The following is a 21,352-nucleotide window of genomic DNA, read 5'->3' as shown; positions in this document are numbered from 1 at the left end:
CCCCTACCGAGTGCCCTCGGAGAGGTCGATGTCGTGGACCGGGATGTCCGGGTCGGCGGCGGCCGTGCCCAGCAGCCGGGTGTAGCGGGTGCGGAGGGCCTCGACGGTGGAGCGGTCGAACAGGTCGGTCCGGTATTCGACCACGCCGTCGAGTCCGCGCGGGGTGCCGTCGGCGTCCCGGCGCTCGGACAGGCCGAAGCTCAGGTCGAACCCGGCGGCCCCCGTTCCGACCAGCTCCACCGCGGCGGTCGCGCCCGGGAGTTCCAGTCTCTCGGGGAGGGCCGGCGCGAGGACCAGCATCACCTGGAACGGGGCCCGGCCGAACACGGCACGCCCGCTCGCCGCCCGCCGTGGCCCCTGCGCCTCCACGACCAGGTCGAAGGGCAGGTCCTGGTGGGCGAAGGCGGCCAGGTCGGTGTGCGTGACCCGGCCGAGCAGCTCGCGGAAGGTCGGCTCGCCCGAGGTGTCGGTGCGCAGGAGGAGCGTGTTCACGAAGAAGCCGACGAGGTCGTCGAGTTCCGCGTCCGGGCGGTCGGACACCGCCGTGCCGATCGGGAGGTCCGTCCCCGCGCCGAGGCGGGTGAGCAGCGCGGCCAGTCCGGCGTGCGCCACCAGGAAGAGGCTGGCGTGCTCGTCCGCGGCCAGTTCCAGGAGCCTCCGGTGCACGTCCGCGGGGACGGTGAAGGCCACCGTGTCGCCGGCCCGGTGCGCCGGGCGTCCGGGCGCGGCCCGCTCGGCACGGTCGGCGGGCAGCGGGATGCGTTCCGGCAGGCCGTCCAAGGTCTTGTTCCAGTAGGCGAGTTGGCCGGACCGCAGGGCGCTGGGCTCCTCGTCGGTGCCGAGCAGTCCGCGCTGCCACCGGGTGAAGTCGGCGTACTGGACGGGCAGCGGCGGCCAGCCCGGGGCGTCGCCGCCGACGCGGGCCCGGTACGCGGCGGCGAAGTCGTCCAGCAGCCGGGGCAGCGAGGCGCGGTCGCAGGCGATGTGGTGGAGCAGCAGGAGCAGCGTCGGCCGGCCAGCGGCCGTTTCGGTGAACAGGACTGCTCGCAGGGGGAGTTCGCTCTCCAGCTGGAAGGGGCGGCCGGCCGCGGCGGCCAGTGCGGCGGGCAGCCCGCCCGGGGCGACGGGTTCGACCGTGAGTGCGGGGCGCGCGGCCGCGACCGGCAGGATGTGCTGGACCGCCTGGCCGTGCCGCTGCCGGACGAGGGTGCGCAGGGTCTCGTGCCGGGCCGTGAGGTCGCCCAGGGCGGCGCGGAGCGCCTCCCGGTCCGGCTCGCCGTCCCAGCGCAGCACCAGGGGGACGTTGTAGGTGCTGTCGGGGCCGGCGAGCCGGTGCAGGAACCAGAAGCGCCGTTGGCCGTAGGAGAGCGGGACCGGCTCGGCACCCCGGTCCCCGGCCCGTGGGAGCCGGGGGACGGGCCGGGGCCCCGGTCCCCCGGGGACGTCGCCCGGACGGTCCGGGTCGCCGAGGTGGACGGCGAGCGCGGCGACGGTCGGGTGGTCGAAGACGTCCCTGACGTCCGGCTCCGCGCGGGCGCCGAGGCCGGCGCGGCGCACCAGGGCGACCAGCCTGCTCGCCCGCAGGCTGTCGCCCCCGAGGTCGAAGAAGTCGTCGTCGGCCCCGACCCGTTCCGCGGCGAGCACCTCGCCGTACAGCCTGGCCAGTTCGATCTCCAGCGGCGTGCCCGGGGCGCGTGACGGCAGGTGCGCGCGGGCGCGGGGGGCGGGGAGCGCCGCCCGGTCCAGCTTCCCGTTGGGGGTGAGCGGCAGCCGGTCGAGCGGGACGAACAGGGACGGGACCAGATGCTCCGGAAGCCGCCCGCGCAGCCACTGCCGCAGCCGGGCGAGGTCCGGCCCGGGATCGTCCGCCGCCGCCTCGCGGGCAAGGACGACGAAGGCCACCAACCGGGCGGCCCCGTCGGCCCGCTGATCGCTCCGCTCCCCGGCGGGGGCCGGACCGTCCGGAGGGCCGGAGCTCGCCAGCACGGCGCCGCCCGCCACGCCGGGGGCGGCCAGCAGCGCCGCCTCGACCTCGGCCGGTTCGATCCGGAAACCGCGGACCTTGACCTGGTGGTCCGCCCTGCCGAGGTACTCCAGGGTGCCGTCCCGGCGGGCGCGTACGAGGTCGCCCGAGCGGTACAGCCGGGACCCGGCGGGGCCGAAGGGGTCGGCCACGAAGCGTTGCGCGGTCAGCCCGGGGCGATGCAGGTAGCCCCTGGCCACTCCCGAACCGGCGACGTACAGTTCGCCGGCCACCCCGGGGGGCACCGGGCGCAGTCGGTTGTCCAGGACGTACAGCCGGGTGCCGGCCAGGGCCTTGCCGATCGGGACGGCCCGCGCCGTGCCGTGGCCGTGGTCCAGGTCGAGCCGGGTCGAGTGGACCACGGTCTCGGTGATGCCGTACATGTTGACCAGGACGGGCCCGCGGTCCCGGTGCCGCCCGTACCAGGAGCGCACGACGGCCGGGGAGAGCGCCTCACCACCGAGGACGACCCGGCGCAGGGCCAGGTCCCGCCCCCGCTCCGGCTCGTCGGCGTCGGCCCGCGCCAGTGCCAGGAAGGCGGAGGGCGTCTGGTTGAGCACCGTGACGCGTTCCCGCACCAGCAGGTCGAGGAAGGCCCGCGGCGAGCGGCTCACCTCGCGGGGGACGACCACCAGGCGGCCGCCGTGCGCGAGGGCGCCCCACATCTCCCAGACGGAGAAGTCGAAGGCGCAGGAGTGGAACATCGTCCAGGTGTCGTCGGGGCCGAACCCGAACCCGGCGGCTCCCTCGCTCAGCAGCGCCACCGGGCCGCGGTGCGGGACCACCACGCCCTTGGGGCGGCCGGTGGATCCGGAGGTGTAGATGACGTACGCGGCGTGGTCGGGCATCAGCGCCTCCGTGCGGTCCGCGTCGGTCGGATCGGCACCGGTCGGATCGGCATCGCCGGTCGCGGTCGCGGCTCCTGCCAGGTCGGTTTCGGAGAGGACGCAGACCGGCCGGGCGTCGGCGAGGATCCGCTCCGTGTGCTCCGGCGGCCAGTCCGGGTCGAGCGGGAGGTAGGCCGCGCCGGTCTTGGTCACCGCCAGGATCGCGGTGACCACGGCCTCGGAGCGGGGCAGCAGGACGGCGACGGTGCGTTCGGGTCCCGCGCCGCGCCGGATCAGCGTCCTGGCCAGCCGGTTAGCGCGCGCGTTGAGTTCGGCGTAGGTGAGCCACCGGTCGCCGTGGCCGACGGCCGGGGCGTGCGGGGTGCGCGCGGCCCACTGTTCGAACAGCTCGGGCAGCGTACGGGGCGAGGCGGGCGTACGCGGCGTACACGGCTCACGCGGCGAGGCGGGCGTGGGTGCGCCGGGGCGCGGCACCAGCAGCCTGCGCTCGTCCGGCAACAGCAGGTCCAACCCTCCGACGGGGCAGCCGGGTTCGTCGACCAGCTGGTCGAGCAGGCGGACGCAACGCCCGGCCTCGGCGGCGACCTCCTCGGGCCCGTACCGCCCGGCCTCGGCGTGCACCTCCACCATCAGGCCGGCCCGGCCGCGTTCCGGCCTGACCATGACGGAGAGGTCCTCCAGCGCGCCGGTGTTGAGCTGCCGGAGGGTCATCGGCCGCCCGGCGAAGCTCCGGCCGAAGCTGAAGGGGACGATGTTCGCGGTCAGTCGGTACGGCGCGCGGGCGGACCCGGTGAAGCCGAGGTCACGGCGGAGGTCCTCGTACCGGTAGCGCTGGTGGGCGAGGGCGAGGGTGGTGGCCTCATCGACGGTCCGGATCAGGTCGGCGGCCGGCCGGCGCTGGTCGACCGGCACCCGCAGGGGGAGCACGTTCGACGCCGCGCCGGTCACGGCGCCCGCCGTCCTGGCGGTGCGGCCGGCGACCGGGAACCCCACGACGACCTCGTCGCCCCCGCCGGTGCGGACGTGCTCCAGCAGGACGGCGCAGGCCGTCGCCACCGCCGTCCAGGGGACGCCGAGTTCGCGGGCGCGGGCGCGGAGGGCGGCCGCCCGGGCCTCGGGCATCCGGGAGGCGCCGCGCACCGGCGCCCGGTCCGTCCGGTCGGGCCGCTCCCGGCCGGGTGCGGCCGGGAGGGGCACACCCGGCCAGCCGGCCATCGTCGCCGTCCAGAACACGCGGTCGGCCTCGAAGTCGGGCGTGGCGCGGTAGGCCCGCTCGGCGTTCAGCAGGGTGTCCGACGGCACCTGGTGGCCCGGCTCCGGGGACTCGCCGCGCTCCAGCGCCGCGTAGACCTCGCCGAGCCGCCGGGCGAACAGCGCGAGGCCGAAGCCGTCCACCGCCAGGTGGTGGACGAGCAGGTACCAGCAGACCCGGTCCTCGGCGAGGCGCAGGAACGCGGTCCTGAACACCGGACCGTTCTCCAGGTCGAGCGGTCGGGCGAGGTCGGCCCGCATCCAGTCCAGCGCGGCGGCCGTCGGCGCGGGTTCCCCCCGGAGGTCGACGACCGGCACGTGCCAGGCGGGCAGGGGGCCGGCCCACTGCCTCGGCTCCCCGGAGGCCGTGACGGCGAACCGGGACCCGAACGGCCCGGTCTCCGCCACGGCGAACCGGAAGGCCGCCTCGTACAGCCCCGGGTCGAGGTCTCCGGCGACCTCGAACGCGCTCGCCAGCCGGTACCGGACCGGGGACGCCAGCTGCTGCGCCGACCAGATCCCCTGCTGCGTCGTGGTGAGCGGAATCGACGGGTGGTCCGCCGAGCGCTCCTGCTCCGGCCCGTTCCTCACGGGGTGTTCACCGATCCCTCCTGCGGTGCCTCGACGACCCGCACGCCGTCCGTACGGTCCGTCCCGCCCGCGACCCTGGCCAGCGCTCCGACCGTCTTGTGTTCGAGGATGTCCTGCGCCGTGAGGGCGAGCCCCGCCCGGCGCAGTCGGCTCAGCAGCCGGATCGACATGATGCTGTCGCCGCCGAGGTCGAAGAAGCCGCTGTCCGCCGCGACGTCGGGGAGTCCGAGCACCTCGCGGAACGCCCGCGCCACAAGCTCCTCCCGCGCTCCGTCGGCGGCCTGCGGGTCGGCCTCCAGCGGCCGCACGCCCGTCGGCGGCCTCCCCCGGTCGAGCTTGCCGCTGCCCGTGCGCGGCAGCGCGGAGGCGGCCTCCACCTCTGCCGGGACCAGGTGTGCCGGCAGCCGTTCGGCCGCCCAGTCCCGCAGTGCGCGGCTGCCGGGAACGCGGGCTCCCGGCACGGGCACCAGACAGGCCACGAGCCTGGCGTCGCCGCTCGTCCCCTTCCGAACGCCGGCCATGACCTCGGCGACGGCGGGGTGCCGGGCCAGCACCGCCTCCACCTCGCCGAGTTCGACCCGGAAGCCGTTGACCTTGACCTGGGCGTCCGCGCGGCCGAGGAAGTCGAGCTGCCCGTCGGGGCGCCGGCGGGCCAGGTCGCCGGTCCGGTACATCCGCTCGCCGGGCGGGCCGAACGGGTCGGCGACGAAGTGCGCGGCGGTCAGCCCGGGTCGGCGCAGGTAGCCCCGGGCGAGGCCGTCCCCCGCCAGGTACAGCTCGCCCTGGCGGCCGGCCTCCACCCGGCGGAGCGAACCGTCGAGCACGTAGGCGCGTACGTGGCCCAGCGGCCGCCCGATGGGCGGCGCGCCCTCCGGCAGCGGACCGTCGCCCGCCGGGGCGGGGGCCCCGAGGGTGGCCGCGGTGGCGTAGACGGTGGCCTCGGTGGGCCCGTACAGGTTGAGCACCCGGGTGCCGGGCGCGGTCTCCCGGATCCGCGCGGCGAGGGCGGCGGGGAGCGGCTCACCGGCCATCGCGAGCGTCGTGGCCGACACCTCCAGGCCGCCGTCCCCGATCAGCGCCGAGAACACCGAGGGGACGGCGCACAGCAGGCCGCCCGACCAGCGCGGCGGGTCTCCGTCGAGCAGCGACAGGAGACTGTCGACCACCTCGACGCTGCCGCCGCCCGCCAGCGCCGGGAAGATCTCGGCCACCGACACGTCGAAGCCGAACGGGCTCGCCGCCAGCACGTGGGCCAACGACCCGGCGCCGAATCCGGCGGCCGCCCACTCCACCAGGGCGACCGCACCGCGGTGCGGCACCACGACCCCCTTGGGCGTACCGGTGGAGCCCGAGGTGTAGACGACGTACGCGGGATGCGAGGGCCGCAGCGGCTCGGGGCGGTCGGCGTCGGACGGCGCCGCGGGCGAGAGGCGCGCCAGCTCCCGGGCGATCGCGGGGTCGTCGAGCCGGATGGTCGTGGTCGTCCGGCTCACCGCGTCCGTGACGCCCGGGCCGGCCGCCGCGTCGGCCAGCACGCAGACGGGTTCCGCGTCCTCGACCATGAAGCGGAGCCGCTCGGCCGGGTAGCCGGGGTCGAGCGGCAGGTACGCGGCGCCGGTCTTGAGTACCGCGAGCATCGCCACGAGGGTCCCGGCGCGCCGAGGGAGCAGCAGCCCGACGACCGACTCCGGCCCGGCGCCCCGGTCGAGCAGGAGCCGGGCCAGCCGGTTGGCCCGCTCGTGGAGCTCGGCATGGCTGAGCCCGCCCTCGGCGTCGATGACGGCGACCGCGTCGCAGTGGCCCCGGGCGGCGTCCTCCAGCAGGTCGGTGAGCGTCCGTCCGGGTGGTCCGGAGGCCGCGCCGCCCGGCCGGGAGGGAGCGGCCGCCGGCTCGTCCGCGACCTGGCCGGCCGGCGGAGCAGGACCGCCGAGGAGGCCGCCGCAGTGGGCCTCCCCGTCGTCCGCGACGGCGTACAGCAGCTCCACGAACGCCTCGGACGCGGCGGTGATCGTGTCGGCGTCGAAGAGCCGCGTCGCGTACTCCATCATGACCGTCAGCCCGTCCTGGTCCGCCAGCTCGCCGACGATCATCGAGAGGTCGAACTTGGCGGTGCCGGGCGGGAGCCCGGGGAAGTGGGCGAGAAGCTCCGGGTCGTGCGCCGGTCCGACGGCGATCCCGCCGAAGTCGGTGGCCGGCGGCAGCGTCTGGTGCACGTACATCACGTCGAAGACCGGGTTGCGGCTCGGATCGCGATCGCCCACGACCTCGTGCACGACCTTCTCGAACGGGACCTCCTGGTGGTCGAGGGCGCCGAGCACCACCCCGCGCACCTGGCGCAGCAGCTCGCGGAAGCCCGGGTCGCCCGACAGGTCCGTGCGCAGGGCCACGGTGTTGTTGAAGAAGCCGAGCAGACCCCACAGTTCGGGCCGGCTGCGGCCGATGGTCGAGGTGCCGACGACGATGTCCCGCTGACCGGACCAGCGGGCGAGCAGCACGTTGAGCGCGGTGAGCAGCACCATGAACAGCGTGGCCGACTCCTGGGCTCCCACCTCGCGCAGCCGCAGGACCAGCGGGCCCGGGATGGTGAACCCGTGGGTGGCTCCCACGAAGTCCATCCGGCCGGGACGCGGCCGGTCGGTGGGCAGCTCCAGGACGGGCGGGTCGCTCAGCCGTTCGCGCCAGTAGTCCAGTTCACGGTCGAGGCGGGAGTCGGCCACCAGCTCGCGCTGCCACCGCGCGTAGTCCGCGTACTGCACCGGCAGCGGATCGAGGTCGGGGGCGCGGCCCTCCAGGCGGGCCGTGTAGAACTCCAGCAGCTCCCGCCGCTGGATCTGCGGAGCCCAGCCGTCGTTCACCGCGTGGTGCATGCACCAGCAGACGACGTGGTCGTCCTCGCCGATCCGCACGACGGTCACCCGGACGAGCGGTTCCCCGGCGATGTCGAAGGCCCGGCGCATGGCGGAGGCGATGACCTCGCCCACCGCGGTCATCGGGTCGTCCTCGCCCGAGACGTCCAGGTACGTGAAGAAGTCGCCGAGTTCGGGCCGGATCCTCAGCCCGGACAGGCCGTCGGTCTCGACGAGGTTGGACCGCAGCACCTCGTGGCGCCGGGCCAGGTCCTCCCAGGCGAGCCGGAACGCCCCGACGTCCAGCGGGCCGCGGTGCCGGGAGGCGCCGGGGAGGTTGTAGAGCGTGGTCAACGGGTCGAGCTGGTGGTGGAACCACATGCGCTCCTGCCCGTACGACAGCACCGGCTCCCCGCCCGGGACGATCGGCGGCAGTCCGGCGCCGGACGACTCGGGGACGGCCGGGGCGGCCGGCGCGTCCGCGGCGGCCGGCGGTTCCGGCGAGGGCGTGGGCGCGTGCCGCGCCCGGTCGTGCACGGCCTGTGCGAGCGAGCCGACGACGGGATGGTCGTAGATGTCCGTCGTCTTGAGCCGGACCCCGTGCCGCTCCCGTATCCGGTCCAGGAGCTGGAGGGCGATGACGGAGTTGCCACCGATCGAGAAGTAGTCGGCGTCGGCGGGGACCTCGTCCGCGTGCAGCAGCTCGACCAGGGTCTCCCGCAGCCACTCCAGTACGGTCCCCGGCTCCCCGGTCGGCTCCGCGCCGGGCGAGCGGACAGTCTCCTCGGCGGCCGGCGCGGGCACCAGAGCCGGAGCCGGAGCCGGGGCCGGAGGCGGAGCGGTGGTCGGCGCGGCGGCCGGACGGAGCCCGTCATCGGAGGACAGCACCTCGCCCAGTGGCCTGGCCCAGCAGCGCACCCCGGTGAACGGGTGCCCCGGCAGCGGGACCCGGCCCGCCGACGGGTCGGCCCGCAGCGCCGGCCAGTCCAGGCCGACGCCCTCCTCGTACAACCGCCCCAGCAGCTCCAGGACGGCGGCGTCGGCGGCACCGGGCCGCAGCCGGAGCACCCGGGCGTCCGTACGGCCGTGCAGACGGGCCGTCAACCGGTCGCCGAGCTCGCCGCGGACCGCCAGCTCCACGAACACGACGGGGCCGGCGGCGAGTTGCTCGTCCGCCGCCGCGTGGAGCTGCTCCACCCGCAGCGGGTCGCCCGCCACCGCCGGGTCCCCGCCGCTGCGCGCCCGTCGCAGCGTGGCGGTGTCCTCGGCGCTGAGATCGCCCCGCAGGTACCGGGCGGTGTAGCGGGAGATCCCCGAACTCATCAGCCCGTCCGGCCTGACGCCGGCCCGGACCAGCCGCCGGTACGCGGCGAGCTGTCCGCGGACCATCGCGGCGCGGTCGGCGGGGGCGGGCAGCTCGTCCGGCAGGTCGTCCGGCAGCCCCGTCGGCGGCCCGGCCGGTGGCTCGCCCGGCGGCTCGCCCGGCGGCTGGTCGAACGGCTCGCCGGGTACGGCGTCCGCGGAGAGCAGGAACACCACCCGGGGCGCGGCGAGCGGGCCGGTCGCTTCGGGTGCCCCGGCCGCCCCGGGCCGACGCCAGGTGACCTCGGCGGCCAGGCGCGCCGCAAGCTCCGAGGTGTCCCGGGCGACCACGGACACCCGGTGGCGGGCGTGCTCCCGGCCCTCGTTCAGCGTCCGCGCGACATCGGCCAACGGGTGGGCGGTGTGCCGCAGTTCGAGCGACAGCCGCTCGCACTGGTCGAGCAGGTCCGCCCGGCCGCGGGCGGACACCGCGACCAGCCGCGGGGTGCCGACGGCGGGGCGCGTGGCCACCGGGGCCGCCGCCGGGGGCTGTTCCACCACGCAGTGCGCGTTGACGCCGCCGAGGCTGAACGAGCTCACACCCGCCCGGCGCGTCTCCTCGTCCCACGGTTCGAGCGAGGTGACGACCTCCAGGCGGGCGCCGTCGAGGTCGACCTCGTCGGCGGGCTCCTCGAAGTGCAGCGAGGGGTACAGCTCGCCGTGGTGCACGCTGAGGACCGCCTTGACGAGCCCGGCGATCCCCGCGGCGTGGTCCAGGTGCCCGATGTTGGTCTTCACCGAGCCCACCTTGACCGTGCGGCCGCCGTCCGGGCGGGCCAGGGCCAGGCCCTCGGCCTCGACCGCGTCACCGAGCCGGGTGCCCGAACCGTGGGTCTCGATGTATCCGGCGGTCGCCGGGTCCAACGCGGCGCTGCGCCATGCCCTGGTGATGGCCTCGGCCTGCGAGCGGGCGCTCGGGGTGCTGATGGTCGCGGAGTGCCGGCCGTTGTGCACCACGGCGCTGCCGCGGATCACGGCATGGATGAACGAGCCCTCCGCCAGCGCCCGGTCCAGCGTGGTGAGGAGCACCACCGCGCCGCCCTCGCCGGAGCCCGCGCCGTCCGCGGCTCGGTCGAACGCGCGGGACCGGGCGGTGGGCGAGGCGATGCCGGGGAAGTCGGCCATCGCGGCCGCGGGCGGCACGACGTGGCGCAGGCTCACCCCGCCGACGACGGCGTAGTCCGCGTCGCCGTCGCGCAGTTCACGGCAGGCCTGGTGGACGGCGACGAGGGCGCCGTTGCAGCCGGTGTCGACGCCGTAGCAGGGGCCGGTGAAGCCGAAGAGGTGGGAGACCCTGGCGGGCAGGGCGCAGGGGATGTTGCCGCTCATCCCGAGGGTGCCGGGCTCGCGCACCAGCGGTGCGTAGCCGTTGCTCGGCGAGCTGAAGACCACCGCCGTCCGGCTGTCCCGGAGCTCGGACGGGGCGTATCCGGCGTTCTCCAGCGCCTCCTCGGTGAGCTGGAGCGCCAGCCGGTGCTGCGGGTCGGTCACCTCCGCCTCGCGCCGGGAGAGGCCGAAGTGCTCGTGGTCGAAGAGGTCGATCCGCTCCAGGTAGCCCTGCTCCGGATAGTCCTGCCGGGGGTCGAGCCCGGTGCTCCGGATCCGCTCCGGGGGGATCGGGCGCACCGAGTCCCGCCCCGCCCGCAGGTTCGCCCGGAAGGCGGCGAGGGAGTCCGCCTGCGGGAATCTGGTGGCGATGCCGATCACCGCGACGACCGGCCTGCCGGGTGCCACGTCCGTACCGCTCATCTCGCCTCTCCGTTCCCGCGTCTCAGAGCTCGTAGGCGGCCGGTGGGACCGGTCCGTCGTCCTGCCCGCGTTCGCCCAGGTGGTCGGCGATCCGCTGCGCCTGGGCGGCGATGGTGACGTGGTCGAACAGCTCGCCCACCCGCAGTGCCCCGGGCCACTGCCCGTCCAGCCGGTCGTGCAGGTCGACGACCTTGATCGAACTCCCGCCGACCGCGAAGAAGTTGTCGTCCGGGGCGGAGTCGGAGTGCCCGAGCACCTCGGCCCAGATCCGGCCGACGGCGCACCGGTGCCCGCCCCAGTCCCCGCCCGCGACGCCCGCAATGCCCGCAACGCCCGCAACGCCTGCGACGGCCCCGGAGCCGGGCCCGGCGGTCGGGAGCAGCGCGCGGAGCGCGGCCCGGTCCGCCTTGGTGCTGCGGTCGAGCGGAATGCGGTCGACCGGGACGAACAGGGCCGGCACGGCCTGCTCGACCAGCCGGCCCCGGCAGTGTCCGCGCAGCTCCGCGGCGTCCGGCGGACTGCCACCGGGTGTCGGCAGGACGAAGGCGACCAGCTGCGGCCCTCCCGGGCCGGCCGGCTCGCAGAGCGCCACGGCCTGCTCCACGCCCGGGTGGCGTTCCAGCACGCTCTCGATCTCGCCGAGCTCGATCCTGGCACCGCGGATCTTGACCTGGTCGTCCGTTCGGCCGTGGTAGTGCAGCGCGCCCCGCTCGTCGACGCTGGCGACGTCCCCGGTGCGGTAGAGGCGCCCGCCCGGCCGGCCGTACGGGTCCGCGACGAACCGCTCGGCCGTCCGGGCCGGCTGGTTCGCGTAGCCGAGCGCCACCAGCGGGCCGCCGACGTAGAGCTCGCCCCGCTCCCCGGCGGGGACTTCGCGCAGCCGCTCGTCCAGGACCAGGGTGTGCACCCCCGGCCAGGGCCGCCCGATCGGGACCCGGTCCCGCTCCGGGTCCGGATCGGTCTCCACCGTGCAGGCGATGGTCGTCTCGGTGGGCCCGTACTCGTTGACGATCGGTATCCGGGGGAACCGCTCGCGGTGCGCGCCCACCAGCCCGGGCGTGCACACCTCTCCCCCCACGACCACGAGGCGCAGCGTGTCGGGCAGGCCGCCCGGGTCCTGGAGCACGGCACGGTAGTAGGAGGGGATGTTGAACAGGTGGGTCACCCGGTGCTCCCTGGCCAGCCGGGCGAACTCCGCGACGCGCACCAGCTGTTCGGGATCGGGCAGCACCAGCGTGTGGCCGCCGGTGAGCGACCAGAACATGCCGCCGAGGATCCCGTCGAAGGACAGCCGCAAGGCGATCAGGAGGACGGCGTGCCCGGTGCCGTACACCGGCCCCCGGCCGCCGATGGACGCCGCGAGCTGGTCCCGGCCGACCAGGACGCCCTTGGGCGCACCGGTGGACCCGGAGGTGTAGGCGACGTAGGCGGGGCTCTGCTCCGGGACCGCCGGGTACGGGTCGCCGGGTGGCTCCCGCCGGCCCGCCTCGACGAGCCGCGCCGGCCGGAGGTCCGCCGCGTCCAGGACGGCCGGCGGTACGGGCAGCGCGGCGAGCACGGAGGCCGGCACGGCGTCATCGCCCTCGCTCAGCACCACGGCGCAGTCGACGTCCCGGCACAGCGCCTCGAACCGCCCCACCGGCAGGTCCGGTTCCAGGACCGCCCAGGTGGCACCGGTGCGCAGCGCGGCGAGCATGGCGAGGACGGACAGCGCGCTCTGCCGTGTCCGGACGCAGACCACCCGGCCCGGCCGCAGCCCGTGCCGCCACAGCAGCCGTGCGAGACCCGCCGAGGCGTGGTCGAGCTCACGGTAGGTCAGCGAGACCCCGCCGATGACGAGTGCGGCCGCCTCGGGTGTCCTGGCCACCTGGCTCCGGAAGGCGGCCCACACCGGCCGCACCTCCGCCGGGGCGTCCTTGCCGGTGCCACCGGGGTGCCGGGTCGTCGCGGCGCCGCCGCCCGTGCCGGTCATGCCGCACCGCCGATCACCCGGGTGTGCCCTGGCGCCTCGGCCGGCGGGCGCCGCGGGTCCACGACGAGCACCAGGCGGTCCCCGTCGGCGGCCGTCGCCTCGTAGCCGGCGAAGCGCATGGTGACCAGCAGGTTCCGGTTGACCGCGGTCGGGACGAAGTGCGCGACCGGGCGCCGGCCGTCCGCCAGGGCCTGCCGGATCAGCTGGTGCAGCAGCACGCTCCCCGCACCGCGGGAGGCGACCCGGCAGGACATCAGGATCAGCCGCAGGACCGCGTCCCGCCCGACGAGTTCGGTGACGGACAGGCCGATGGTCCCGTAGTCGCCGAAGCGGTCCCGGAGCCCGGCCAGCAGCACCTGGTGGTCCGGGGAGGCGCTCAGCCGGCGCAGCTCGTCGATCCCGTAGGTCAGCCCCGTGCTGTTGAGCTGATGGGTGCGGACGGTCAGCTCGCTGGCCCGGGCCAGGTCCTCCTCGGTGGCCGGGCGCAGTTCCATGACCAGGCCGAGCGAGTCGAGGAACGCCTGGCGTCCTTCGGTGAACCCCTCTTCGGCCTCCTGGCGCCGCCACTCGGCCTGGTAGAGCCGGCGTCGCCCGGCGGCCTCCGCCGTGAGGTGCTCGGGCCGGAAGTCCCGGAAGCCCGGCAGCCGTCCGGCCTCCGCCGCCGGGTAGCAGCGGACCATGGGGAGTTCGCTCGCGACCTCCGCCCGCTCCACCGGGTCGTTGTCGATGAACGCGACGGTGTCCAGGCCGATGTTGAGGGCCTTCGCGATCCGGCGAACCGCGGCGGACTTGGCGCCCCAGCCCACCTGCACCGCGCAGAACCAGTCGCTCAACCGGCGTTCGGTCAGGTGGCGCCGGACGGCGCCGGGTTCGCCCCGGCTCGCGGCGGCGTGCAGGATGCCGCGGCGGTCCAGCTCGGCCAGGGTCCCCAGCGCCGCGGGGAAGGGCGCGGGGTCGTCGCCCTCCAGCACCACGCCGTCCCACAGGGTGTCGTCCAGGTCCCACACGAGGCACTTGACGGTGGGCGCGTCCGCCGCCGTCATGACGCGCCTCCGGGGAGACCGGGCCCGACGGGGCTGTCCGTGCCCCGCGCCGTTTCCCCGAAACGCCGTAACAACCGCTCCGCTATGTAGAGTTCGGACACCTGCTGGGCTCCTTCGATGATCTCCATGACCTTGGCGTCCCGGAAGTGGCGGCCCGCCCTGCTGTCCGGCGCGCAGCCGGCCGAGCCGAGCACCTGGACGGCGTCGCGGCTCGCCGACGCCGCCGCCGAGGCCGCCGCGTACTTGGCCATGACCGTCTCGGCCACCCCGTGCCCCGGGCCCGGAGCCCGGGCCTCCGCGGCCCTGCGGGCGAGTTCGCGGGCCCCGGCGGCGTCCACCGCCGCCCTGGCCAGCAGCGAACGGACCGACTGGTGGTCGCCCAGCGGGACGCCGCCCTGCCGGCGGACCGCCGCGTGGGTGGCGGCGTCCTCGACGCACGCCTCCGCCATGCCCACGCACCCCCAGGCGACCGTGAAGCGGCCGTGGTCGAGCGCGGTCCCGACGACATGGGAGAGGCCCAGGCCGGGAGGGGCGACCAGCCGGTTCCGGGGCACCCGCACGCCGTCGAAGGACAGGTGGGCGATCCGGGCCGCCCGCATGCCGAGCTGGCCGTTCACCGGCTCCCGTTCGACACCGGCACGGTCCGCCTCCACGAGCACGGCGGCCGGCCTCCCCTCGCACGTGCCGAGCACCAGGAACACGTCGGCGACCGCGCCGAAGGTGACCCACCTCTTGCGGCCGCTCACGACCAGGTCCGGCCGGCCCGACCGGCCCGAGGCCTCGATCCGGGTCTCCACCGAGCCCAGCGCGCTGCCGGCGGCCTGCTCGGTCGCCGCGAAGCCGGCGGTCAGCCCGCCGCCGGCCAGCCGGGGCAGCCAGTCGTCCCGCTGCTCCGCCGTTCCCCAGCGCAGCAGGGCGGCCGCGACCATGCCCTGGACGGTCAGCAGCCCGCGCAGGGCGCTGCACTCGCCGCCGATCCGTGCGGTGATCTCCCCGAGCGTCAGCGGGTCGAGGCCCGCTCCCCCGTACCGCTCGGGCAGGTCGGCGGCGAGCAGCCCCGTCCCGGCGACCTCCTCGCGCACCGCGTCGGGCAGTCCGCCGTCCTGGTCCCACCGCGAGGCACGGGCCCGCGCTTCGGCTGCCAGGTCGTCCGCCGCCCGGAGCAGGTCCAGGGCCCGCGGCTTCGCCGTCGCGGCGTCGGGGCCGCTGCCGGGCACCCTCGTTTCGGAGAGCCTCGTTTCAGGAAGCCTCGCCATGCGCCTCTCCCCGTTCGGGCGCCGCGGTCTTGCGCCGGACGAACTCCGTGATGCGGTTGGCGGTCCGGAAGGAGTCCAGGTTCAGGTCCTCGACTTCGACGGTGAGGGCGAAGCGGGTCTCGACGAAGGTCACCAACTCCAGTGCGAACAGCGAGTCGGCGAGGCCCTGGGCGAAGTAGTCGTCGTCCGGCTCGACCCGCCGGCGGAGTGCCGCGCTCAGGAAGTCGGTGATCTGCTCGGTGATCTGCCCGGTGAGCCGCGCGTTGCCGTCACTCATGCCGCGTCCTCCTGAGGACCTGTCTCGACCAGCAGCAGGCTCCAGGCGGCCACCGGGCTGACGTTGACGAGGACCGCGAGAGCTCCGGGGGCCAGCTCCCCGCGGTCGAGCGCGGTGCCGAGGTTGAGGAAGACGTCGTTGGGACCGAGGTGTCCGTACCTCCGGAGGTTCTCCCGGCAGGCCGGCAGCAGTTCGATGTCCAGGGCGTCCTCCAGGAAGGCGAGGCTCCCGGTGGACAGGTTCTGGCTGACGAAGCCGCCGACGTCCCCGCGGCCGAGCCCGTTGCGCCGCAGCAGGTCGCCGAGCATCGAGGAGAGGCGGTTGCGCGTCTCCACGGCCAGGCGGAAGGAGTAGGTCTCGGGCTCCGTGCACTGTTCGCGCCACTGGGCGGTGGGGCGGTCCCGGTAGTCGATGTGGAAGAGGTCCCAGTACCGCCCGTCGGTCAGCTGGGCGATGTCGCGCACCCGGATCCGACCGCTCCGGGAGAGCAGCAGCGCCTGCCCGCCGTCGCCGTTCACCGTGACGGGGTGGCGGTAGCGCAGGGCGGCGGCCGGCTTGCTGCCGTGGACGACCAGGACGTCGTCCAGGGCGGGGTCCGCGGCCAGCAGTCCGCGGGCCGCCAGCAGGGCGGGGGTGATCGAGACGCAGCCGAGCCCGCCCACCGAGAAGGCGACGGCGTTCCCGGCGCCGAGCCGCTGCTGGAGCCGCGTCACCTCGGAGCTGAGGAAGGTCTCCTGGACCCGCGACTCCACCATCACCAGGGCGCCCAGGTGTCGGGCGTCGAGCCCCGCCTGGTCGAGCGCCCGCCGCGCGGCGCGTTCCGCGAGGGTGACGGAGTCCAGCCGGTCGTCCGCCCGGATCGTCTCGATGCCGAGGCGGTCGCGGGTGGCGCGCTCGGTCTCGTCGAGCGTCCGCACCTCGGTGATCGGCAGGGTCCGCTCGGGAAGGTACCAGGCGGCGCTGCGGATGGCGACGGGTGCCGCGCCGTACTGGACGGCCTGCTGGGACACGGTCGTTCCCCCTCGTCTGGCTCCTCTGGGGCACGACGTCCGGGCCTGGCACAGCGCGGCCGCCAGGCGGGCCGGAGCGTCGATCACGATGCTGCCGGGGCCCACTGACACGGTGCTGACCGGTGCCTGACGAGGGGGCCCACGCCGCCGGGCCGTTGCCCCGGGGACGCAGGACGCGAGGGGGCCACAGCGTCCGCCCTCCCGCTCGGACCGCAGCCCGAACCCCCGCAAGGCGGCGTGGCCGTCGATCTCCGGCCGCCCGAGCGGGCCGGTCGCCCGGATGCGGACATGCCGGTGCCCGGTCAGGCCGGTGGTGGGAGGTCGTGGTCGCGAGCACAGGAGTCGCGCCGGGACACCCCCACCAGCGAGCCTTCCCGGGCACCGTTCGCACCGCTCGTATCGATCGCGGGGCGGCCCTGTCAGGCGGGCGGTGCGGTCACCACTGGATGAGGACGGCCCCGGCTCCGCCCACGGCTCCGCTCATTCCGCCGGCGCCGTTCTGGCCCGGACTGCCGCCCTGCGGGTTGCCGCCGTTGACTCCGGGCGAACCACCCCTCCCCCCGGAGCCGCCCGTACCGCCGTACCCTCCGTCACCACCCTTGCCGCCGGCGCCGTAGGCGTAGCCGGCGAAGGCGTAGGCCGCGCCGCCCGCACGGCCCACGCCGTTCGGGCCGCCGTACCCGCCGCGGCCGCCGGGCATGCCGCCGGCGCCGTTCAGGCGGCCCTGACCGTTGTCGCCGTCCTGTCCGGGGTCCGCCTCGGTGCCGTCGCCGCCAGCCGCCCCGGGGACGAACTCGATCCCGGTACCGATGCACAGGGGCGCGTTGAACACGGAGGGGGCCGCCGGCGGGCCGGAGCTTCCGTTGCCCGCGCTGCCTCCGGGTCCGCCCTTGGCATAGCCTTCGAGGAAGCCGCCCGCGCCGTCGCCGCCCTTGCCGTAGCCTCCGGCCCCGCCCGCGTGTCCACCACCGCCCACGGGCGCGTTCACGAACCGGAACGAGAACGGGGAGCCACCGAGGTTCACGTTCTCCGTGATGGAGGTGGAGGTCATGGAGTCGGCGTTGAGGTACTCCTGACCGTTGCCGCCGTTGCCTCCACCCGTACCGTCCTTGTTGTCCCCGGGGCCGCCCGTACCGCCCGTGCCGCCCGAGCCGCCGTCAGGCGCTCCCGCAGGCCCGCTGATGTTGATCTGCAGGACGGGCGCCGGTTCGCCGGGCTCGGTCAGGAACCTCGACGTGCAGGTGACGAACGTGCCGGCCTGGCCGCCCTGGCCGCCGCCACCGCTCCCACCGCCGCCACCACCCCCGCCTCCGCCACCGCCCGTGTCACCGCTGGCGCTCTCCCCTCCGCCCCCGCCGCCCCCACCACCGCCACCTCCGCCGCCCCCACCGGGCCCGCCCGCTCCCCATGCCGAGATCGTCAGAAGTGTCACCCCCGCCGGGACGGTGAAGGACGCCGGCCCCGGCGTGGTGAAGAGCTGGAAGCCGCTCGCCGCCTTGACCGCGGGCTCGGGCCCGGCGGCAGCCGCCGGCAGGGCCGATGCCGGCATGGGGCCGCAGAGCGTGCTCCAGCCCAGGGCCAGCACGCTCGCGGCACCGATCAGCCGCTTCCCGGACCGGCGGGGTGATTCCGTACCGGTCGCCGGCACGGGCCGGTGTTCTTTCTCGTACACGGTGCACACGCCTTTCCTGATCGTTCGGAGCGGCCGGAATCGGCCGGTGCTCCGATCTCGCGCCCGGTCCCGCCGGGGCCTGCGGCCCCGGTCGTCGACATGGCGCCGGCAGGCGGCGACGGCCGCCCTGGTCGGGGGGAGCGGGGATGCGGCCTTCGGCCGTACGGAGATGGTCCGGGCGAAGCCGTCGTAGCAGGCGGCGGGGTCGCGGACCGCCAGGATCACCCTGGCCGCGGGCTGGGCGTCGGCGAGTTCCCGCCGGAACGCCGCGGTGGGCCGGTCGACCGTCGAGCGGAACCCGGCCCGCACATCGCGCCGGCGCGGGATCCTGTCCGCGTCCGTGGTGTCCGGGACCTGGTGCCGGTGCGCCGCTCCGGACGGCTCGGCGAGGAGGGTCGTGCAGTGGTAGCAGGGCGTGCGGCCGAGGAGGTGGAGGGCCCGATGGGGGGACGCGGTACCCAGGGGCCGCGAAGTCCTGGGGTCGCCACCCCCCTTCGCCATTACCAAAAGTAGCCGTCCAACTCCTCTCAGTCAAGGAGAAGTTGGAGCGGACCGCGCCCCCCGACGGTGGGACCGCCACCTGCCCGACGGGTGTCATCCCGCGTGACCTGGACGGTGTCCCGCACGACGTCCTGTCCGTCGTGCGCGGGTCAGGAGCCGTTGAGCCAGGCGTCCCAGGCTTCGGTGGTCCGCTGCTCGTCCGCTCCCCCGGCGAACAGGTGGTGGCCCAGCCAGATCGGCCAGTTCCAGGGGCTGCCGTTGTAGAAGCGGTAGAGCGTGTCCGGCCCGCGCAGGCCGATCAGGTCGGGGGTCAGGTAGTCCACGACCACCTTCTCCGCCTCACCGTCCGTACCGGGGAGATCGAGTGCCAGCCGGTCCCCCGCGGCCGTGTCGTCGGTGAGGCCGAGGCGCCGGCGCAGCGCGGCGAAGTCGGCCGGGTCCGCGGTCGGCTCGAGCGCCCTCTACGGGTACCGCACCACCTTCGCCACCGCCAACGGCGGCCAGATCGTCCCGACCGGCATCCGCCTGCACCGCTGACCGGAGGAGCCGGCGTGCCTCCGGCCCGGTCCCTTCGCCACCCGGGTCACCCCTCCTCGGCCTCCCCGAGGGGGCGCAGCAGCTGGTCGAGGCCGAACTCGAAGCGCTCGTCGAACGCGGTGTCCTCCATGTGCCGGGCCACCCGGTCGAGCGCGGGGTAGCCTCCGTCGGCGAGTGCGGGGCCGAGGGTGTGCTCCTCGTCGGAGGCGCGGAGTGCCTGTTCCTCCTGGGTCAGGCCGAGCGTCAGGTACTGGATGCTCCAGAACGTCCAGGCGGCCCGGCGTTCGTCGAGTCCGGTGCTGAGCAGGGCCGCCACGACGTGGTCGGCGAAGCCGAGGGTCGCGGGCTCGGCGGCGTAGGTGCCCGCGACGACGGCCGCGCCGTCGCGGTGGGCGAGCAGGCTGCGGCGGTAGCGGCGGGCCAGTTCGCGCACGCGCTCGGCCGGGGCCTCGGGCAGGTCGGAGAACCGGACCTCGGCGACGATCGCCTCGGCCATCAGCTCCAGCAGCCGGGCCTTGGTCTTGGCGTGCCAGAGCACGGTGTTCATCCGTACGCCGAGGCGTTCGGCCGTGCCGCGCAGGGACACGGCGTCGGCGCCCTTCTCGTCGAGCAGTTCGAGCGCGGCGTTCACCACGGCGGTCGGGTCGAGCCGGGGCCGCGCGGTGGTCCGGGGTTGATTCTTGGTCACCGACCAAGTGTACTGGAGGAGCCATCGTTGGTCAGTGACCAAGAAAGGGGGCTTCGCCATGTCCGAAGCCACGCACACCCGCACGCACGCCTCCGCCCCCGACACCGCACCGGACGCCACGCACCAGGTCGTCATCGCCGGTGGCGGACCGGTCGGCCTCTGGCTCGCCTGCGAGCTGCGGCTCCACGGCGTCGACGTGACCGTGCTGGAGACCCGGGCCGAGCCCGACCCGCACTCCCGCGCCCTCACCGTCCACCCGCGCAGCCTCGAACTGTTCGCCGCCCGGGGGCTGGTGGCGCCGTTCCTCGCCGAAGGCCTGCGGGTGCCCAGCGGACACTTCGCCTCGCTCACCAGCCGGATGGACTTCTCCCGGCTGGACACGCCCTACCCGTTCACCCTCGCCCTGCCGCAGGCGCGCACCGAGGAACTCATCGCCGCCCACGCCGAGGCCGTCGGCGTCCGCCTGCTGCGCGAGCACCGGGTGACCGGGCTGACCCGGAACGAGGACGCGGTGACCGTCGACGTCGACACCCCGGCCGGGCCCCGGCGGCTGCGCGCGGCCTACCTGGTCGGCTGCGACGGCAGCCGCAGCACCGTGCGCACCGCCGCCGGCATCGGCTTCCCCGGCACCGCCGCCACCCGGTGGGCCTGGATGGCCGACGTCGTCCTCGACGCGCCGCCGGCCGCGCACTCCGTCGCCAACGAGCACGGCACCGTCATGGTCTTCCCACTGCCCGACGGCCTCCACCGGGTGGTCGGCAACGACGCGCGGAGCGTCCGGGAACGGCCCGAGACCCCCACCGTCGAGGAGCTCCGCGCCCGGGTGCGCCGGATCACCGGCACCGACTACGGCATGCGCGACCCGCGCTGGATCTCGACCTTCGGCAACGCCACCCGCCAGGCCGAGCGCTACCGCCACGGCCGGGTCCTGCTCGCCGGTGACGCCGCCCACACCCACTTCCCCGCCGGCGGCCCCGGCCTCAACGTCGGCCTCCAGGACGCCGGCAACCTCGGCTGGAAGCTCGCCCAGACCCTCGCCGGCACCGCCCCCGAGGGCCTGCTCGACAGCTACCACGCCGAACGCCACCCGGTCGGCGCCGACCTGCTGCGCAGCACCCGCGCGCAGACCGGCCTGATGACCACCTACACCCCGGAGAACCTCGCCATGCGCGACCTGCTGGGCGAACTCATCGCCCGCGTCCCGGAGTTCTCCGACACCCTGGCCCTGCGCTCCGCCGGGCTCGCCGTCACCTACCCGCCCGCCGACCCGTCCGGCGCCCACCCGCTCACCGGCACCCGCGCCCCCGACCTCGCCGTCCACGGCGGCGGCACGCTGCTGCCCCTGCTGCGCCGCGGCCGCTACGTCCTGCTCGACCTCGCCACCGCCCCCGACGCCCCGTCACCGCTCGCGCCGCTGGCCCACGACGTGACGCCCGGCCTCGACGTCCGCACCGCCCCGCCGGCCGGCGACCGCCCAGCGGGCCACCGCCCGGCCTGGTCCGGCGTCACCGCCGCCCTCGTCCGCCCCGACGGCCACCTCGCCTGGCTCTCCACCGAGGCCGACCCGCGCGACGCCGCCCGCGACGCGGTCAGGGCGACGCTCGCCCGCCGGTAGCCGCCGACCGCGGCCGTACGGGCACGAACGCGCGGGGCGGTGGTCTTCGCGGGGTTCCCCACCGCGAAGACCACCGCCCTGCGCATCGCGCCACGCGGGTCGATCAACGAC

General features: G+C 75.7%; 12 protein-coding genes and 1 pseudogene. 2 read left to right on the top strand and 11 right to left on the bottom strand.

The annotated features are described in order from the left end of the window. Positions 1–3 precede the first annotated feature (3 nt). The 10 genes and pseudogenes from ACFY4B_RS26185 to ACFY4B_RS26140 all read right to left on the bottom strand — a co-directional run bounded on the left by ACFY4B_RS26185 (position 4) and on the right by ACFY4B_RS26140 (position 18,724). Positions 4–4,713 (bottom strand): amino acid adenylation domain-containing protein, encoded by a 4,710-nt coding sequence (locus tag ACFY4B_RS26185; protein WP_387971577.1) that lies wholly within the window; start codon positions 4,711–4,713, stop codon positions 4–6. After that, complete coding sequence (locus tag ACFY4B_RS26180) at positions 4,710–10,670, bottom strand: amino acid adenylation domain-containing protein (RefSeq protein ID WP_387971574.1); 5,961 nt, start codon at positions 10,668–10,670, stop codon at positions 4,710–4,712. The genes ACFY4B_RS26185 and ACFY4B_RS26180 overlap by 4 nt, the downstream gene beginning before the upstream one ends. A 22-nt stretch (positions 10,671–10,692) precedes the next feature. Then, on the bottom strand, positions 10,693–12,642 hold the full coding sequence (locus ACFY4B_RS26175) for a non-ribosomal peptide synthetase (RefSeq protein ID WP_387971571.1): 1,950 nt from the start codon (positions 12,640–12,642) through the stop codon (positions 10,693–10,695). Next, the gene (locus ACFY4B_RS26170; RefSeq protein ID WP_387971568.1) at positions 12,639–13,685 is read right to left on the bottom strand and encodes an HAD-IIIC family phosphatase; all 1,047 of its coding nucleotides are present in this window, start codon (positions 13,683–13,685) and stop codon (positions 12,639–12,641) included. Before ACFY4B_RS26170 ends, ACFY4B_RS26175 begins: the two co-directional genes overlap by 4 nt. Then, positions 13,682–14,941 (bottom strand): acyl-CoA dehydrogenase family protein, encoded by a 1,260-nt coding sequence (locus ACFY4B_RS26165; protein ID WP_387971565.1) that lies wholly within the window; start codon positions 14,939–14,941, stop codon positions 13,682–13,684. The genes ACFY4B_RS26170 and ACFY4B_RS26165 overlap by 4 nt, the downstream gene beginning before the upstream one ends. After that, on the bottom strand, positions 14,925–15,218 hold the full coding sequence (locus ACFY4B_RS26160; RefSeq protein WP_387971562.1) for an acyl carrier protein: 294 nt from the start codon (positions 15,216–15,218) through the stop codon (positions 14,925–14,927). Before ACFY4B_RS26160 ends, ACFY4B_RS26165 begins: the two co-directional genes overlap by 17 nt. Then, a complete protein-coding gene (locus ACFY4B_RS26155; protein WP_387971559.1) occupies positions 15,215–16,228 on the bottom strand; it encodes a 3-oxoacyl-ACP synthase in 1,014 nt (337 codons plus the stop codon). Before ACFY4B_RS26155 ends, ACFY4B_RS26160 begins: the two co-directional genes overlap by 4 nt. 436 nt (positions 16,229–16,664) lie before the next feature. Further along, positions 16,665–17,777: a hypothetical protein gene (locus tag ACFY4B_RS26150; protein ID WP_387971709.1), complete on the bottom strand. Its 1,113-nt coding sequence runs from the start codon at positions 17,775–17,777 to the stop codon at positions 16,665–16,667. Positions 17,778–18,062: 285 nt separating this feature from the next. Continuing rightward, positions 18,063–18,401 (bottom strand): annotated as a pseudogene (locus ACFY4B_RS26145) (sulfotransferase); the annotation flags it as partial. Positions 18,402–18,550: 149 nt separating this feature from the next. Further along, positions 18,551–18,724, bottom strand: a complete 174-nt coding sequence (locus tag ACFY4B_RS26140; protein ID WP_387971557.1) for a hypothetical protein — start codon at positions 18,722–18,724, stop codon at positions 18,551–18,553. A 73-nt stretch (positions 18,725–18,797) separates the two neighbouring features. Between ACFY4B_RS26140 and ACFY4B_RS26135 the strand changes: the two genes are divergently transcribed. Then, complete coding sequence (locus tag ACFY4B_RS26135) at positions 18,798–18,938, top strand: hypothetical protein (RefSeq protein WP_387971555.1); 141 nt, start codon at positions 18,798–18,800, stop codon at positions 18,936–18,938. Between the two features lie 46 nt (positions 18,939–18,984). Here ACFY4B_RS26135 and ACFY4B_RS26130 read toward each other — a convergent pair whose 3' ends face one another. Continuing rightward, positions 18,985–19,626 carry a TetR/AcrR family transcriptional regulator C-terminal domain-containing protein gene (locus ACFY4B_RS26130; protein WP_387971552.1) on the bottom strand — a complete coding sequence of 214 codons (642 nt, stop codon included), beginning with the start codon at positions 19,624–19,626 and terminating at the stop codon, positions 18,985–18,987. A gap of 58 nt (positions 19,627–19,684) precedes the next feature. Between ACFY4B_RS26130 and ACFY4B_RS26125 the strand changes: the two genes are divergently transcribed. Beyond that, the gene (locus ACFY4B_RS26125) at positions 19,685–21,241 is read left to right on the top strand and encodes an FAD-dependent monooxygenase (protein WP_387971549.1); all 1,557 of its coding nucleotides are present in this window, start codon (positions 19,685–19,687) and stop codon (positions 21,239–21,241) included. Positions 21,242–21,352 lie beyond the last annotated feature (111 nt).

The organism is Kitasatospora sp. NPDC001261 (genome assembly GCF_042896795.1).
Classification (GTDB): Bacteria; Actinomycetota; Actinomycetes; order Streptomycetales; family Streptomycetaceae; genus Kitasatospora.
Note: the sequence above shows the minus strand (reverse complement) of the source record. Positions and strands in the feature narration are given on the sequence as shown.

Bases quoted from the DNA above. Each gene is read 5' to 3' on its own strand.
- ACFY4B_RS26180 (WP_387971574.1), bottom strand. From the start codon at position 10,670: ATGAGCGGTACGGACGTGGCACCCGGCAGGCCGGTCGTCGCGGTGATC.
- ACFY4B_RS26175 (WP_387971571.1), bottom strand. From the start codon at position 12,642: ATGACCGGCACGGGCGGCGGCGCCGCGACGACCCGGCACCCCGGTGGC.
- ACFY4B_RS26170 (WP_387971568.1), bottom strand. From the start codon at position 13,685: ATGACGGCGGCGGACGCGCCCACCGTCAAGTGCCTCGTGTGGGACCTG.
- ACFY4B_RS26165 (WP_387971565.1), bottom strand. From the start codon at position 14,941: ATGGCGAGGCTTCCTGAAACGAGGCTCTCCGAAACGAGGGTGCCCGGC.
- ACFY4B_RS26160 (WP_387971562.1), bottom strand. From the start codon at position 15,218: ATGAGTGACGGCAACGCGCGGCTCACCGGGCAGATCACCGAGCAGATC.
- ACFY4B_RS26150 (WP_387971709.1), bottom strand. From the start codon at position 17,777: ATGCCGGCATCGGCCCTGCCGGCGGCTGCCGCCGGGCCCGAGCCCGCG.
- ACFY4B_RS26125 (WP_387971549.1), top strand. From the start codon at position 19,685: ATGTCCGAAGCCACGCACACCCGCACGCACGCCTCCGCCCCCGACACC.